General features: G+C 70.6%; 16 protein-coding genes. 8 read left to right on the plus strand and 8 right to left on the minus strand.

From position 1 onward, the window contains the following. Positions 1–378 (plus strand): HepT-like ribonuclease domain-containing protein, encoded by a 378-nt coding sequence (locus FHS22_RS00110; protein WP_184937124.1) that lies wholly within the window; start codon positions 1–3, stop codon positions 376–378. Positions 379–510: 132 nt separating this feature from the next. Next, a complete protein-coding gene (locus FHS22_RS00115) occupies positions 511–669 on the plus strand; it encodes a hypothetical protein (RefSeq protein ID WP_184937127.1) in 159 nt (52 codons plus the stop codon). 911 nt (positions 670–1,580) lie between these two features. Here FHS22_RS00115 and FHS22_RS00120 read toward each other — a convergent pair. Then, positions 1,581–2,123: an SMI1/KNR4 family protein gene (locus FHS22_RS00120; protein ID WP_184937130.1), complete on the minus strand. Its 543-nt coding sequence runs from the start codon at positions 2,121–2,123 to the stop codon at positions 1,581–1,583. Between the two features lie 473 nt (positions 2,124–2,596). On the opposite strand from FHS22_RS00120, the gene FHS22_RS00125 reads away from it, so the two are divergent. The 3 genes from FHS22_RS00125 to FHS22_RS00135 are packed head-to-tail and all read left to right on the plus strand — an operon-like array spanning position 2,597 to position 5,639. Then, positions 2,597–3,109, plus strand: a complete 513-nt coding sequence (locus FHS22_RS00125) for a PadR family transcriptional regulator (RefSeq protein WP_221473099.1) — start codon at positions 2,597–2,599, stop codon at positions 3,107–3,109. After that, complete coding sequence (locus FHS22_RS00130) at positions 3,106–3,846, plus strand: ABC transporter ATP-binding protein (RefSeq protein WP_184937135.1); 741 nt, start codon at positions 3,106–3,108, stop codon at positions 3,844–3,846. The genes FHS22_RS00125 and FHS22_RS00130 overlap by 4 nt, the downstream gene beginning before the upstream one ends. A gap of 5 nt (positions 3,847–3,851) precedes the next feature. Further along, on the plus strand, positions 3,852–5,639 hold the full coding sequence (locus FHS22_RS00135; protein WP_184937138.1) for an ABC transporter permease: 1,788 nt from the start codon (positions 3,852–3,854) through the stop codon (positions 5,637–5,639). 197 nt (positions 5,640–5,836) lie between these two features. Here FHS22_RS00135 and FHS22_RS00140 read toward each other — a convergent pair whose 3' ends face one another. Beyond that, positions 5,837–5,995, minus strand: a complete 159-nt coding sequence (locus FHS22_RS00140) for a hypothetical protein (protein ID WP_184937141.1) — start codon at positions 5,993–5,995, stop codon at positions 5,837–5,839. Positions 5,996–6,012: 17 nt separating this feature from the next. Further along, complete coding sequence (locus tag FHS22_RS00145; protein ID WP_184937144.1) at positions 6,013–6,585, minus strand: dihydrofolate reductase family protein; 573 nt, start codon at positions 6,583–6,585, stop codon at positions 6,013–6,015. 72 nt (positions 6,586–6,657) lie between these two features. Between FHS22_RS00145 and FHS22_RS00150 the strand changes: the two genes are divergently transcribed. Next, positions 6,658–7,230 carry a TetR/AcrR family transcriptional regulator gene (locus tag FHS22_RS00150; protein ID WP_338047533.1) on the plus strand — a complete coding sequence of 191 codons (573 nt, stop codon included), beginning with the start codon at positions 6,658–6,660 and terminating at the stop codon, positions 7,228–7,230. A 109-nt stretch (positions 7,231–7,339) separates the two neighbouring features. On the opposite strand, the gene FHS22_RS00155 is transcribed toward FHS22_RS00150, so the two are convergent. Further along, positions 7,340–8,278, minus strand: coding sequence for a cyclase family protein (locus FHS22_RS00155; protein WP_184937149.1), 939 nt, complete (start codon positions 8,276–8,278; stop codon positions 7,340–7,342). A gap of 373 nt (positions 8,279–8,651) precedes the next feature. Next, positions 8,652–9,224, minus strand: coding sequence for a hypothetical protein (locus tag FHS22_RS00160; protein ID WP_184937153.1), 573 nt, complete (start codon positions 9,222–9,224; stop codon positions 8,652–8,654). 502 nt (positions 9,225–9,726) lie between these two features. On the opposite strand from FHS22_RS00160, the gene FHS22_RS00165 reads away from it, so the two are divergent. Beyond that, positions 9,727–10,209, plus strand: coding sequence for a hypothetical protein (locus FHS22_RS00165; RefSeq protein ID WP_184937156.1), 483 nt, complete (start codon positions 9,727–9,729; stop codon positions 10,207–10,209). A gap of 61 nt (positions 10,210–10,270) precedes the next feature. On the opposite strand, the gene FHS22_RS00170 is transcribed toward FHS22_RS00165, so the two are convergent. From FHS22_RS00170 to FHS22_RS00180, 3 genes are all read right to left on the minus strand, one after another. Then, complete coding sequence (locus tag FHS22_RS00170) at positions 10,271–10,975, minus strand: methyltransferase domain-containing protein (protein WP_184937161.1); 705 nt, start codon at positions 10,973–10,975, stop codon at positions 10,271–10,273. A gap of 94 nt (positions 10,976–11,069) precedes the next feature. Further along, positions 11,070–12,032 (minus strand): hypothetical protein, encoded by a 963-nt coding sequence (locus tag FHS22_RS00175; RefSeq protein ID WP_221473066.1) that lies wholly within the window; start codon positions 12,030–12,032, stop codon positions 11,070–11,072. Positions 12,033–12,347: 315 nt separating this feature from the next. Next, positions 12,348–12,773, minus strand: coding sequence for a hypothetical protein (locus FHS22_RS00180; protein WP_184937165.1), 426 nt, complete (start codon positions 12,771–12,773; stop codon positions 12,348–12,350). A 100-nt stretch (positions 12,774–12,873) separates the two neighbouring features. Between FHS22_RS00180 and FHS22_RS00185 the strand changes: the two genes are divergently transcribed. Next, complete coding sequence (locus FHS22_RS00185; protein WP_184937168.1) at positions 12,874–13,938, plus strand: lysozyme; 1,065 nt, start codon at positions 12,874–12,876, stop codon at positions 13,936–13,938. The last annotated feature ends 12 nt before the right edge of the window (positions 13,939–13,950 follow it).

The following is a 13,950-nucleotide window of genomic DNA, read 5'->3' on the forward strand; positions in this document are numbered from 1 at the left end:
GTGGAAGCCGTCAAGAAGATCGCTTCCTGGCTCGACGGTGTCTCGCCTGAGTCGTGGGCTGCTGATTCGATGCGCCGTGACGCGGTCATCTGGCAGCTCTCCATCATCGGTGACGCCGTGGGAGGAATATCCGAAGAGACGCGCGCCGCTGTTCCGGAGATCCCATGGAAGCTGATCAGAGGACTGCGCAACAATGTCGTCCAGCGATACTTCAGCGTGGACTGGAAGATCGTTCACAATGTCGCGGCAATGAACGTTCCCGAACTGGAGCGGCAGGTTCGAGAGCTGCTGCAGCGTTCCTACCCGGACATCTTCAAACGTCTGCGGGAAGAGGAGTCGGGGGCTCCTGGTGATTCTCCAGGCGGATCCCATGTGTAGTTCGGACTCGAACCGGTGAGCGGCTACGGGGAGTGGTGAGAGAGCGGTCATTCGGAGCACGTGACCCGAACCGTAGTGGCGGTAGGCGTTCGAAGCCGAGATCCAGCATTCGCGTCGAGAGCCGCAAGGGGGATGTGCACGACGGCCGTGGTGCTGTGGATGCGAGTGTCGGCGGCGATGGTGATCGCCACCTGGTTCGGCACCGGGAGCCCGGTGGCGGCGGCCGGACGGCTGCTGCACGGACTGGGCCTACCGGCCGCAGCGTCTGGCCTACCGGCCGCCGCGGCGTGATCCGGTCGCCATCGCCCGATGGATGAGCACGCTCTTCCCACGGGCCCGCCCCAAGCCCGGGGGTCTGGGCTTTCTTGCGTCGGGAGGAACGCGGGGGCCGTACAGCGATGGAATACGGCAACGGATACGGCTGGTCACCGAGCACATCAAGGACGGCACCTGCCCGCCCCTGGCGTTGATCTCCGAGGTGAAGCTCCAGGGGAGATCGGCATCGCCCGCGTCGCCGCCCGCAAGACCGTGAAGGCCCCGCGGGAGCAAGGACCGATCATGGCCAAGTCCGGCAAAGGCTCCGTCGTCGCCCCGCCCGATGAGGCTGCTGCGACGTGAAGTGCTTCTCAACCGCTTCCGAGTCCTCCCGACTCACCGACCCCGAGGCCCGAGCCGCAGGTAGGTTTCAGCCCTGCGCATGGGACTCATCAAGGTGACGGATCGAGGTCGAGGGCGTGAGAACAAGGCTGCGGAAACTGCATGTCAACGGGCACGAGTTCGTGTGGAAGGCCGAGATCCGGTGTGCCCCCGGCTCAGGTGATTGCCACCGGTGCATCCGGGTGCGCGTGTGGGGTGCAGGCAAGAACACCGCGCCCTGCAAGTCGATCTGCTCTCGAAGGGCTGGCCGGCCCCATGGGGGGCGTGCGCGAGCGACGACGCCTACCCCACTCCCGCCGATATCCGAGCGATCATCGACCATGGTCTGGCACTCGGCTGGGACTCCGGAACCCGAGGCGGGACCTTCCTGCTGACCGAGCAAGAGCACGCGACGAACTGGGAGCTGCCAGGGTTCCTCGTTACCGATCGCCTCCGGAACCCGGAAGCCCCGGATCCAACCGCCCGCGTGATCCACGCCAGGGCTGCCTCCTCGTGTGATCGTTAATGATCGCAGGAAATCAGGGACATCAACGTGCGTAGCGCATTCACAGCTCGTCCATTGCGAGGTCCCAGAAGGACTTGTAACGGTTGGCGCCCGGTTTCCATGGCGCGAGATACCAGGCTTCCCACTCACCTTCAGAGGTCCTGACGTGGGGATTGAGGAGGGCCACTCCGTCATCCCAGTAGCCGATCAGAAGGGTGTCGGGCACGTACTCCCCTCTGTAACGGATGGAGTCCTGCTCCTGTCCGTAGACGAAGTAGAGCTCGTCGGGCACGCTCCAGGAGTTCTCGGGCTTGGGTTCTGACCAGCTCTCGGCGACCGAGGGATCGACATCACGGAGCCAGCCGGCTTCTTCGACACGCAGCAGGCGGCAGTCATCGTCGCTGCCCCACCCGTTGGCGAACAGGAGGAACTGCCGGTAACTCGGCGGTAGCTCCACACCCAGCCGCTCTTCAAGCGCGCGGAGCCCTGCTCCGGTAGCCGGGGGATACAGATCGCCGAGTGGACCGACCACCGGGTGATCAGAATTCTCGGTCACCGAATGCCGTGCAGGGAAGCGTTCAGACCATGCGTACCGGGCATTCATGGCGAGGACGATATCCCGATTCGAGCGGCTTCTGTACGTGCAGCACAACGCATGGCCCGCGCCTCCGCCATAACGTGGTGCTCTTCGGGCTGCCACGCGGCTTCCGTTCCCGATGACGGTCGCGGACACGTTTCCCGGCCCGGTTGGCCGGGCCGGCCGGATGCCTGTTTCCGGGCCAGGATCTTTGAGGTCTTCCGTCCGAGAACGGCGCCGTTGCCCGCTCGGCCGGACGGTGACGTGCCGCGCCTGATAGACCGTTGCCTGAGCCCGCCCGTGCAGGTCGGACCCCGGACCGTACCCGCCGCCCGTTAGCCGGTCCTCGCCGGGCGGGAGTACGGCGGCCGCCGCTTGCCGTACTCCCGCCCGGCGGCCGTCACGTGATCCAGCGGGACAAGCGGTTGACATTTTTTATAGATAACCGCTATCTATTGGCCAACCGTTAGGGGGATGGAGTGCAGGACGCGGTGCTGGCGATGCTCGCCAAGGAGCCGTCGCACGGGTACGACTTGCACGCTCGGCTGCGGCGCAGCCTCGGCCCGCTGGGCGAGTCGATGAACCGCGGTCAGATCTATGTGACGTTGGCCCGGTTGGAGCGAGCGGGGCTCGTCGTCTGCGAGCGGGCGGACGGCCTGCCCGAACGGCCGGAGCGCAAGGTCTACGCCCTGACGCCGGCCGGGCAGCGACGGGTGGCCGCCTGGCTGTCCGAGGTGGGCTGGCCGAAACCGGACCTGGCGGAGTTCCATCTCAAGCTCGCCGCGGCCGCCGCGGCCCGGCTGGCCGACCCGGTGGAGCTGGTGGCGGCGCAGCGCCGTGAGCTGCTGCGCCGCTTGCGCGAGGCGCAGCAGACGGCGCTGGCCGAGTCGGCGGGATCGGGCGCCGGCCTGCTGCTGGAAGGGGTCGCGCTGCGGTTGCAGGCGGATCTGCGCTGGCTGGACGCCTGTGAGCGGGCCTGGTCCGCGGTCGATGACGAAGTCGGGGGCGGATGAACATGTCGAGCGTCGCGGTCCGGGCCTGCGGACTGGTGAAGACGCATGGCCAGGGGCAGAGCCGGGTCCGCGCGGTGGACGAGGTCGACCTGGTGGTGCCCCGGGGGCAGACGCTGGCGGTGATGGGACCCAGCGGCTGCGGGAAATCCACTCTGCTTCACCTGCTGGGCGGTCTGGAGCGGCCCACCGACGGAGAGGTGTGGCTGGCCGGGCGGCGCATCGACACCCTCGGCGAGCGGGCGCTGGCGCGCATGCGGCGCCGGTCGGTGGGGTTCGTCTTCCAGGCCTTCCACCTGGTGGAGGAGTTGTCGGCGGCCGAGAACGTGGAACTGCCCGCGCTGCTGGCCGGGCACTCGCTCCGCCAGGCCAGGCGGCGCGCGAGCCTGCTGCTGGAACGGTTCGGGCTCGCCGATCGCGCCCGGCACCTGCCCTCGCAACTGTCGGGCGGGCAGCGTCAGCGGGTCGCCGTCGCTCGCGCGCTGGCCAACGACCCGACGGTCGTCCTGGCCGACGAGCCGACCGGCAACCTCGACACCGCGGCGACCCTCGACATGCTGAGGATCTTCGAAGGGCTGCGTTCCGCGGGGCAGACCCTGGTGATCGTCACGCATGACGAGCGGGTGGCGGCCACCGCGGACCGGCTGGTCTCGATGCGTGACGGGATGTTCGTCGACGACACCCGGCTGGCCGGCTCCCACCCGCGCGGGCTCGGCGGGCTGATCGGGCTGGAGGACTGACCGCCGTGGGTTCCAACGTGCTCGTCGCGCGCCTGGTCATGGCCGACATCCGCCGGCACAGGGTCCAGGCCGTGGTGCTCCTGCTCGCGGTGGCCGCGGCCACCGCCACGATGGCGCTGGGTCTGTCCCTGCGCGGCGCGAGCGGGGCGCTGTACGAGCAGACCCGCGCGGCCACCGCCGGGCCGGACGTGGTGGCGCTCTCCGGCGACGCGGGTCCCGCCGTGACCTCGGCCCTGGCCTCGCTGGCGGACGCTCCCGAGGTGGTCGCCCACCACGGCCCCTATCGCATCGTCTACGCCGACCTCACCACGCGCGACGCCGCGTCGTCGGTGGTGGTACACGGCTTCGCCGAGACGCCCGGCACGGTCAACCGGCCGCTGGTGACCTCGGGCCGGTGGGTACGGCCTGGCGGGACGGTCCTCGAACGGGGCTTCGCCGCCGCGCTGGGCGTCGGCGTCGGCGACCGCGTCACCATCGCCGGCCGGTCGTACCCCGTCGTCGGGACCGCCGTCACCGCCGCCACCTCCGTCTACCCCGGGGCGGCGCAGATCGGTCCGTACGGCGGCCCCGTCGACTACTCCGGCCTGGCCTGGATGACCCGATCGGACGCCCGGGCGCTGGCGTCGTCCCAAGACCTCCCGGTGACCACGGCCCTGGACCTCAAACTGCGCGACCCCGCCGCCACCGACGCCTTCCGTGACGCCCACCCCGACCTCGCCATCAGGATCACCTTCCACTCCTGGCAGTTCAGAGCCGAGCAGGACACGGTCATCCTCAGGAACAGCCGGCCGATCCTGGTCGTCGGCAGCTGGCTGCTCTGCTTCCTGGCCATCACCGGAGTGGCGGCGCTGGCCGCGGGACGCGCCGTCGAGCAGACGCGCCGGGCCGGGCTGCTCAAGGCCGTCGGCGCCACCCCGGGTCTGATCGCCGCCGCGCTGTTCGCCGAGTACCTGGCGCTGGCACTGGCCGGCGACGCACTCGGGCTGGTGATCGCCCGGCTGGCCGTGCCCGCCGTCGCCGCCCCCACCGCCAGCCGGATCAGCGACGCGGCCGGGCTGACCGGCGCGGCCGTCGCCACGGCGACCGCCCTCGCCGTGGCGGTGGCGGTGCTGTCCACGCTGCGTCCCACGCTGCGGGCCATGCGTACGGCGACCGTCACGGCGCTGACCGCCACCGCGCACCGGCCCCGTCACCGGCCCTGGCTCACCCCGCTGTCCGCGCTGCTGCCCACGCCGCTGCTGCTCGGGCTGCGGCTGACCGCCCGCCGGCCGGGCCGCGCCGTGCTGCAGGCGTGCTCCACCGCCACCACGGTGATCGCGATCGTCGCCCTGCTGACCGCCCACGTCCAGCGGGAGCGGGGTTACGGCCTGGACGGCTCCTCCGTCCTGCCCAACCTGCGCGGCGAACACGACCGCCGGCTGATACTCGCCGTCACCATCCTGCTGATCGCACTCGCCGTCGTGAACACCATCACGTTCACCTGGACCACCGCCATGGAGGCCAGGACGAACACGGCCGTCGCACGTGCGCTCGGCGCCACCCCCGGGCAGGTCTCCGCGGGGCTGTCCACCGCCCAGCTCCTGCCCAGCCTGCCGGGCGCCATCGCCGGCGTTCCTCTGGGCGTCGGCCTGCTCTCGTTCTTCGCCGCCAGGAACGCGGCGGCACCTCCTCCTTCCTTGCTGCTCGGCGCCGCACTCGCGACCCTCCTGGCGACGGCGGCACTCACCGCCCTGCCCGCCTACCTGGCGTCCCGCCGGTCCGTGGCACGGACCCTCAGCGCGGAGACGGCCTGACCGGCCCCGCGGCGTCCGCCGCCGCGGATCCCGTCGGCGACTACGCCGTCGGCGCCGGCGCCGACCGGGAGAACCGGGTCCGCGTCCCGCTCACCCACCGGCCGGCCGTCCTCTCCCAGGTCATCGGCATCCTCGCCGGAGCGGGCGCATAGCGCCGCCGGGGGTCCCTCAGGGTGTCCGGCGCCGTGCCGGACCGCTCAGTACCCGCTGCGGCGGGGGGCGGCGGTCGGACGGCGGAGGAGATCGGTCCGGCCCGTGGGCTTGAGGTCGCGCGCCGGGTGGTCGTGCCGGCGGGGTGATCGGGCCTGTTGGTCTGGCCTGGCCGGGCCGATCGAGGCGGGGAGTTTGATTCGCATGCTTCCTCCTTGTGTTTCTACGCCCTGGTGAACCAGGTGACCTGGGCGCCGTTGTCGAAGGACTCGCGCCGGGCGGGGGTGAACAGGGTGGGGCGGAACTGCCCGGAGAACACGGGGATGCCCGCTCCCGCCACCACGGGGTAGCTCTTGACGATGAGTTCGTCGATCTCCGGCAGAAGGGAGGCGGCGAGCCTGCCGCCGCCGCAGAGGTAGATGTCCATGCCGGTGTCCTCGGCCTTCAGCCGCCGGACGAGCCCGATCGGGTCGCCGGCCTCCACCTGCACCGCGGGGTCGTCGATCGTCAGCGTGCGGGAGACGACGTACTGGCGCAGGTGGGAGTACGGGCTGGTGGTGGGGACGTCCAGGGCCGGCTCGTAGGTGCCGCGGCCCATCACCAGGGTGTCGAAGACCTTGTTGGGCACGCCGTCGAGACCGGCAAGCCTGCGGACGTGGGTGGGGAGCGTCTCGGGATAGCGGTCGTTGATCCAGGCGGCCATCTGGTCCGACACGGGGTAGAAGTCGAACTCGGCGTCGGGGCCCGCGATGTAGCCGTCGAGTGAGACGGCGACGTAGTAGACGAGCTTTCGCATATCGATCAACTCCCGATGTAGTACTCTGTTTGGAGTGGTAAAAACGTAGTACTACAAATGGAGTGGTGTCAAGTGCGGAGAAATCCCGAGCGGCGGCAGGCGCTGATCGACGCGGCCATCGAGGTGCTGGCCAGGGAGGGCGCGCGGGGGCTGACCTTCCGGGCCGTCGATGCGGAGGCGGCCGTGCCCCCGGGTACGGCCTCCAACTACTTCGCCAACCGCGACGACCTGTTCACCCAGGTCGGCGGACGCATCTACGAGCGGTTGCTGCCCGACGAGGCCGCGATGGCCCGGAGCCGGGAGGGCGTGCAGGACGAAACCCGCTACGCCGAGCTCATGCACGAACTGGTGGACCGGGTCTCCGCCTTCAACTCCGGCTACCTGGCCCTGCTCGAACTCCGGCTGGAGTCCACCCGGCGCCCTGAGCTGCGCGCGGTGCTGACCAAGCGCATCCGCGAGGACATCGACGCCAACATCGGCCACCACGCCGCTTCGGGCCTTCCCGGCGACTCGACCTCGGTGGTGCTCCTCTACCTCGCTCTGAACTGGCTCATCGTGGAGCGGCTGACCCTGCCCGACATCTTCACCGATCAGGAGATCCACGAGCTGGTGGACGCCGCCGTCCGGAGATCGCTGAACACCTGACGGGTGAGGTCGCCCTGCGGCTCCGGGAGACCCGGCTCTCCTCGGCCGCGGACTCCCCGGGCGACGACCGCTCCGGGGGGAAGGAGGAGGGCGAGCCCGTGAACCGCGGTCAGAACGTGGCGATCGGGTTGACCGGGCTGCCGGACGTACCGGCGAAGCGGACCGGCGCGACCGCGAGGTGGAAGTCCCACTGGCCGAGCTCGGCAGCCGTCGCCGCGCACGCCTCCAGGTCGCAGTTGTCGAGCATCCACAGACCCATCGCGACGAGGCTCACGGCGTGGACCGGCATCAACACGTCCTCGTACCCCGACGGCTGAACGTCCTGGGGGGTGTCGGCGCCGATCAGCGCGACCTGCCGTTCATGCAGCCACGGCAGGCAGGACGCGTGCCACCCGGCCTGCGTGAAACCGCCGGTCGCACCGGCCTCGTGCCGGGCGCGACCGTAGCCGGTCCGCAGGAGGACCGCGTCGCCGGATCGCACCCGCACCCCCTGGCGACGCTCGGCCTCCTCCAGATCGCCGGGAAACACACCCTGGCCCGGCTCCAGCCACGGCACCTCCCGCACGCTCGCGATGTCCAGCAGGACACCGCGCGTGATGATCCCGTTCGCCGCCGCCGTGACGGCCGCCCACGCCGATCCCGTCGCGGCGTCGACCAGCGCGTGCGACCGCCCGTTGTACATCGTGCCGTCCCAGAAGATGTGGCACGGCGAGTCGATGTGGGTGAGGGTGTTGCCGTGGAACGCGACGCCGAGCCGCTCGGACGAAAAACCCCAGCGCCGGTCGTTGCGGAACCCGGGCACCGGCATGTTCTCGGCCCCCGGCATGTCGGCGGCGCACGGGCACGTCGTCGTCGACCGCTCCATCTCTTCCGGTACGGCGACCTCCCACGCGCACGACACGCTCCTGCCGTGGCGCACGGCCCGCGCCGCCGCCAGCCGGACGTCGTCGGTGATGTGGTTCAGAGTGCCGAGCTCGTCGTCGTCGCCCCACCGTCCCCAGTTCGACAGCGTGTCGAAGTACCCGAGCACGTCGTCCTGTGTGGGCATCGGTCGCCCTGCCGTCATCCCAGCATCGACTCCTCCGGTCACGCGGTCCGAGGCACCGCGGGCAAGATATCCCATCCTCTCCTTGATATGCCCTCGCCGGGGGCCGGAGCGACGGTGCGGGCCTCGTCCTGCTTCGGCTCTCGTTCTGCTTCGGCTCTCGTTCTGCTTCGGCCGGAGTACGGACGGACCGTGTAAGACGATCGCGTACCGCCATGAGCGGTTACAGGGAAAGGCACGGTGAAAGCATCCGGAGGATTCGGCTCGCGGCGGCGTTCGGGCTCATTCCGGATGCCGTTTCCGGAGCCTGGACCGAAATGGGACGGAGCCGTACGGCCGCCTTCTCGCCGGTGCTTCCCGGTCCGCCCGGAGACGCTCAGCAGCGTTTGCCGAAACCGCCTGTGCCCCACGCTCGGACAAGGGCGCGGGGAACCGGCGGTCCGCACTTTCCGCCGTCGAACACGCCCTCGTACCTCCAGGGCCCGTCACCCTGCGACGTCCAGAAGTACAGGCTGTCGAGGGAGGCGACCACGTAGTACCTGTCATCGTCCGGCGTCGCGCCGTACACCTTTCCGTACCAGATGGTGCCGCTGCCGGTGATTCGCCCGGCCCTGCCGGGGCCGCCCGAGCCGTCGGCGGCGGTGCTCGCGGCGGCGGCCAGCTCGTCGCGCTCTCTGCGGGTGATCCCGAGCGGAACCGCGGCGCCCTCCGGAAGGCGCTCCTCCTCCTCGTCGTAGATCTCTTCCTCTTCGGCTTCCTCCGCCGGGGCGGCGGAGGAAGCCTCACCCGAGGCGGCCGGCGCCGGGGACGACAGGGCGTCCCGCAGTCCTTCACGGCCGGGGCCGGGGCCGGGGCCGGTCCGGTCCGGTCCGGGCGTCACCAGCACGAGGGTCGCGGCAACGGCGCCGGCGAAGACGGCGACCAAACCGACGGCGAGCAGGAGCACCATCAACCTGTTGCCGGAGTTTCCGGGTCCAGGAGGGGATGGGGAATGCATAGGAGACGTCTATCACGATTCATCTGTTTCCACCCATCGAGAATCGCCCGCACTTCCGAAGGGCGCGCCGACGGCACCCGGACCGTATGCATCATCCGGACGAGGTGTTCTTCCCGGAGCGCCGGACCGGGGGACGCGGAGGCCGGCAGGTGTTCTCCTCGGTCGGCAGGGGTTTTCCTCGGTTTTCCTCTTTCGGTCCGCGTACCGTTCTTCACCATGGGCGGAAATACGCTCTGAGCATTTTCGGGCCGGTCCGGATCCTCTTCCGCGGGCTGCGGTGTGCCGGGAGCCGGCGGCAGTACGGATACGGCATCTGGAACCCGGTGGAACGGGATGGAACGCCGTACGTATGAACCGGTCGCGCTCCGGTCTCCCCGGGAGTGCGACCGGTCGCGTCCCACGACCCTCGATCGCCCGGCCGCGAGCCCGGCGACCACAACCGGAGAGACATCTCATGAACAGAATCCTCACCAGGCTGGCCGCCGCGCTGGTAGCCGCCGTCGGCGTCGTCGGACTGGTCACGACGCCCGCCCAGGCGGCGACCGAGATCACCGCCAATCTCGAGATCGGCTTCAACACCGGCGTTCCCGCCGCCCGCACCATCACGCTGAGCGTCCACGTGCCGATGAACGAGTACGACGCGAACGGCTACCTGATCCACGGCGGCAGGATCCAGGTGCGCTTCTACGGCAGCGACCCGGGCACCGACCAGTTCCTCCACGGTCCGATCACCTGGTACAGGGGGGACCACGGCCTGACGGCGGGACCGGACGGCATCCGGCTGGAGTACAGCTGGGAGGTGCCCCAGGGGTCGTTCCTCAACGAGGACGACGGCTTCGCCAACAAGGGCGACGAGGTCTACATCACCGCGAAGTTCATCGACGGCGACGGCGGGACCATCAGCGACGACTCCAACATCGAGGAGGGCCTCTTCTAGGCCGCCGGCCGCGTCAGGCCCGGTGGTCCGCGGCGGGCGGAGGAGCTGTGTCCGCCCGGCCTCAGGCGAGCCGCCAGGCCAGGAGTCCCTCGGGCGCGTCGGCCCGGACGAAACCCGCCCCGGTCAGCTCCGGTTCGAGCTTTTCCCACACGGGGCGGTAGGCGTGGCCGACGATCTCCTCCTCGTCGATCACCTTGCCGTTCTCGGTGATCCGGTAGAGGTAGCGGGCCTCGAACGCCTCCCCGTCCGATCCGAGGACCTCCGACAGGACCGTGTAGGTGTGCCGGCCCACCCGGCGCGACTCCAGCTCCTGGAGCGGACGCGGCGCGGGGGGACCGCCGGCGCGCCAGGTGAAGACCAGCAGGCCGCCGGGCTCCAGCCGGTCCGCCAGCACCGGCCAGAGCCGCCTGCGGTAGTCCGGCTCCAGGGCGTACATCACATTGATCATCACCATGGCCTCGACCGGCTCGTCCAGGTCCACGCTCAGCGCGTCGCAGGAGAGCACGGTGACGCGATCGAGCAGCTCCGGGCGCGCGCTCAGCCGGGACAGCAGTACGGCGCGCATACCGGCCGAGGGCTCCAGTGCGAAGATCTCGGCGGGTGTCCAGTCGGCCAGCGACGTGGTGATCAGACCGGTTCCCGCACCGATCTCCAGGATGCTGCGCCGTACCCCGGTGAGGAGCGGGGGCAGCTTCTCGCGGATCTGCGGCACGTGCCCGTTCTCCTGGAACAGGTCGTAGAAGGGGAAGGAGATGAAGTCGGTCACGGCGGGCAACGCTACTCCAGGCACAGGGGGCCGATGGGGCAGAACCGGCAGAACCGTCGCCCGCCGCCCGCCGCCTTCCGCACCGGCCCGTGACTCACCTGATCGTGGAGGAGGCCACCACCGGCTTACCGCCGGCGCCGAGGTAGAAGACACCGGGGAAGCCCGGGGTCTCGAACCCGGCGCTGCGGTTGCGGCGCAGCGCCGAACGCTCGATGCGCAGGGTGCCGGTGCGGTCGTTGCTGACGAAGAAGACGGCCCCGCCGCCCTCGCGGGCGTGGTTGTCCTGGACGACCGAGCCGGCGATCCGTACGGTGAACCGGTTCCCGTCGGCGTAGACGGCCCCGCCGCTGCCGCCACCCGGGGTGCCGGCCTTCGCCGGGTTGGCGCCCCGCCCGACGGCCCTGTTGTGGGTGAAGACGCTGTTGAGCACCTCCCACGACACCCCGATGCTGCTCAGCGCGCCGCCGTTCGAGCAGACCCCGCCCAGGCCGGGAGCCCCGCCGAACGTGCTGCCGACGACGTAGACCGGCAGATCACGCCACTGGTCGAGGACCCGGATGGCGGCCCCTCCCACGTCGGGGCCGGTGGGGTCGCAGCGGTTGCGGACGAACCGGGAGTCGACCACCTTGAGCCGGCCGCCGCGCACGAAGATGGCGCCGCCCCCGCCTCCTTCGAGCCGCTCCCCGGTGGCGTCGCCGTCCGCGAACGTCAGGTTCTGGACGGTGAGCTGCGGGGTCTTCTGGTCGTCGCAGTGGGACGTGGTCCACACCTGGGCCTTGTCGCAGGTGTTCATGTAGAGGATCCGCCGCCTGCCCGCACCGCTGAGCGTCACCTTCCCGCCGCCGTCGATGACGACCCTCGAACTCGTGTTGCGGACCTTCGCGGTGGCGGTCAGCTTGATGGTCACGGGCTTGGGGCCGCAGGAGAAGGTGATGACGCCGCCCGCGGCCACCGCCTTCACCACGGCCTGCGACGTGCAGCTCGCGGGGGTGCCGTCGCCGATGACCCGCGTCGGGCGCGAGGTGTCGGCCGCCCGGGCCGCCGCCGGGACGGGCACACGCCCGCCGGGGCTCCCCGGGCCGGACGGTCCCTGCGGCGTCCCGGCCCGCGCGGAGCCTGCGTACGGTGCGGGGCCCGTGTACGGCGGAGCCGTGGCGGCCGTCGACTGGCCGGTCCACGCGGATGCCGAGACGGTGATTCCCGATACCACCGAGACGAGGAGCGTGCTGCGCCGCAATCGCATGAGCCGAGGCTAACGAGGGATCAATGACCGTATTGCCGTTTTGATGTGATCCGTCGATGACAGGAAAGCTCACGCGGCCGACGTGGAGTCGAGTCGCAACCCCGAAAAGGGCCGAGTCCCGGGCGGACCTCAGGGCTGTCGTCGTACGGCGGGCGCCCCGTGCCTCTCCCCGAGCGCCGTGGTGATCCGGTCCAGCAGGGAAGCGAACGAGGGGTCCCCTGCGGACGGGGGGTCGCCCACGTAGTGCTCGGAGAACCACCCGGCGGCGGAGAGGCCGGCGACCGCCGCGGCCTTGGCCCGGGGGCGGTCCGTCCCGTCCGGCAGCCGGAAGGCGAGGACGTCGAGGTCGTCGGCGGCGATCCCGGGGTGGCGGGCCCGCAGGCGGCCGACGGCGGGGTCGGGGTCGTGCAGATGGAGCCAGGTCCTGACCTCGGGAGGCAGGCCCGTCGTGCCGACGTAGATCACTCGGGGGCCGAGCAGCCAGAGGTAGACCCAGGAGCCGGAACCGGCCAGTTCTCCGGCCCGGACGTGCAACTCGACGAGATCGCGCGTCATGGGGGAATCATGCATCACTCTTGCGGCCTCTGCGACGGATCCGCCAGGATCTTCCCCGTTGTTACGCGGAGAGCGGGGGATTCACGTGAAACATCGTCCTATGGCCGTCGCCGTCGCCGCGGCGGCACTGCTCTCAGGGACCGGAACCGCTCATGCGGACACCTCCGCGGCGGCCGGGCACGCGGTTCCGGGAGCCGTCCGGACGCTGAGCGGACCGGCCGTTCCCGGCGTGGACGTCAGCAACTGGACCGGCGAGATCGACTGGGTCGGCGTCGCCGAGGGCGGGGTCGCCTTCGCGTTCGTGTACGCCTCCGAGGGTCTGGACTACACCAACGAGCACTTCGAGGCCCAGTACGGCGGCGCCGCCGAGGCGGGGCTGCTCCGGGGGGCCTACCACTTCGCCCAGCCGCACGAGTCCGGCGGCGCCGAGCAGGCCGACTTCTTCATCGACAACGGCGGCGGCTGGACCCCCGACGGCAGGACCCTGCCGGGCGTGCTGGACGTGGAGGACAACCCGTACAACAACCGCAACGGCCTCAACAACTGCTACGGCCTGAGCAAGCAGAAGATGACCGCCTGGATCGGCGACTTCACCCGGCGCTACCGGCAGCGGACCGGACGCGACGCGATCATCTACACCACCACCAGCTGGTGGCGGACCTGCACCGGCGACTCCCCCGGCTTCGGCCGCAACCCGCTCTGGCTGGCCCGGTGGGGCGCCGAGCCGGGAGAGCTCCCGGCGAGCTGGACCCGGCACACCTTCTGGCAGTCGGCCGACAAGGGGCGGGGCCTGCCCGGCGGGCAGAACTCCTTCAACGGCACGCTCTCCCAGCTCAAGCTCCTCGCCAAGCCGCGCTCGGCGGTCAAGGCGGCGGGCCGGGTCTCCGGGAACACCTACACCGTGACGGTCGCCAACACCACCGGCACAACGGTCACGGCGGTCAAGGTCTCCGGCCGCACGTTCGGCGGGCAGAACATCGCCAGGGCCGGCAAGGGCTGCACGTTCAGCGGTACGGCGGTGCGGTGCACGATCGCCAGGCTGGCGCCCGGGGCGAAGACGAAGCTGACCATCGTCACCAGGCCCGCCAGGACGGCGGCGAAGACGAGGGGCCTGAAGGTCACGGTCGGTACGGTGAACCTGACCCTGACCGCGAAGGCGCGGTGAACCCGCCCCCGC

This window comes from Thiemannella venezuelensis, from assembly GCF_014203605.1.
GTDB classification, from domain to species: Bacteria; Actinomycetota; Actinomycetes; order Streptosporangiales; family Streptosporangiaceae; genus Planomonospora_A; species Planomonospora_A venezuelensis.

What these genes read in the sequence shown, in the direction of transcription:
- FHS22_RS00155 (WP_184937149.1), bottom strand. Translation starts at nt 8,278, where the DNA reads ATGCCCACACAGGACGACGTGCTCGGGTACTTCGACACGCTGTCGAAC.
- FHS22_RS00125 (WP_221473099.1), top strand. Translation starts at nt 2,597, where the DNA reads ATGCTCGCCAAGGAGCCGTCGCACGGGTACGACTTGCACGCTCGGCTG.
- FHS22_RS00120 (WP_184937130.1), bottom strand. Translation starts at nt 2,123, where the DNA reads ATGAATGCCCGGTACGCATGGTCTGAACGCTTCCCTGCACGGCATTCG.
- FHS22_RS00180 (WP_184937165.1), bottom strand. Translation starts at nt 12,773, where the DNA reads ATGACGCGCGATCTCGTCGAGTTGCACGTCCGGGCCGGAGAACTGGCC.
- FHS22_RS00115 (WP_184937127.1), top strand. Translation starts at nt 511, where the DNA reads ATGTGCACGACGGCCGTGGTGCTGTGGATGCGAGTGTCGGCGGCGATG.
- FHS22_RS00160 (WP_184937153.1), bottom strand. Translation starts at nt 9,224, where the DNA reads ATGGTGCTCCTGCTCGCCGTCGGTTTGGTCGCCGTCTTCGCCGGCGCC.
- FHS22_RS00130 (WP_184937135.1), top strand. Translation starts at nt 3,106, where the DNA reads ATGAACATGTCGAGCGTCGCGGTCCGGGCCTGCGGACTGGTGAAGACG.
- FHS22_RS00140 (WP_184937141.1), bottom strand. Translation starts at nt 5,995, where the DNA reads ATGCGAATCAAACTCCCCGCCTCGATCGGCCCGGCCAGGCCAGACCAA.
- FHS22_RS00185 (WP_184937168.1), top strand. Translation starts at nt 12,874, where the DNA reads ATGGCCGTCGCCGTCGCCGCGGCGGCACTGCTCTCAGGGACCGGAACC.
- FHS22_RS00145 (WP_184937144.1), bottom strand. Translation starts at nt 6,585, where the DNA reads ATGCGAAAGCTCGTCTACTACGTCGCCGTCTCACTCGACGGCTACATC.
- FHS22_RS00165 (WP_184937156.1), top strand. Translation starts at nt 9,727, where the DNA reads ATGAACAGAATCCTCACCAGGCTGGCCGCCGCGCTGGTAGCCGCCGTC.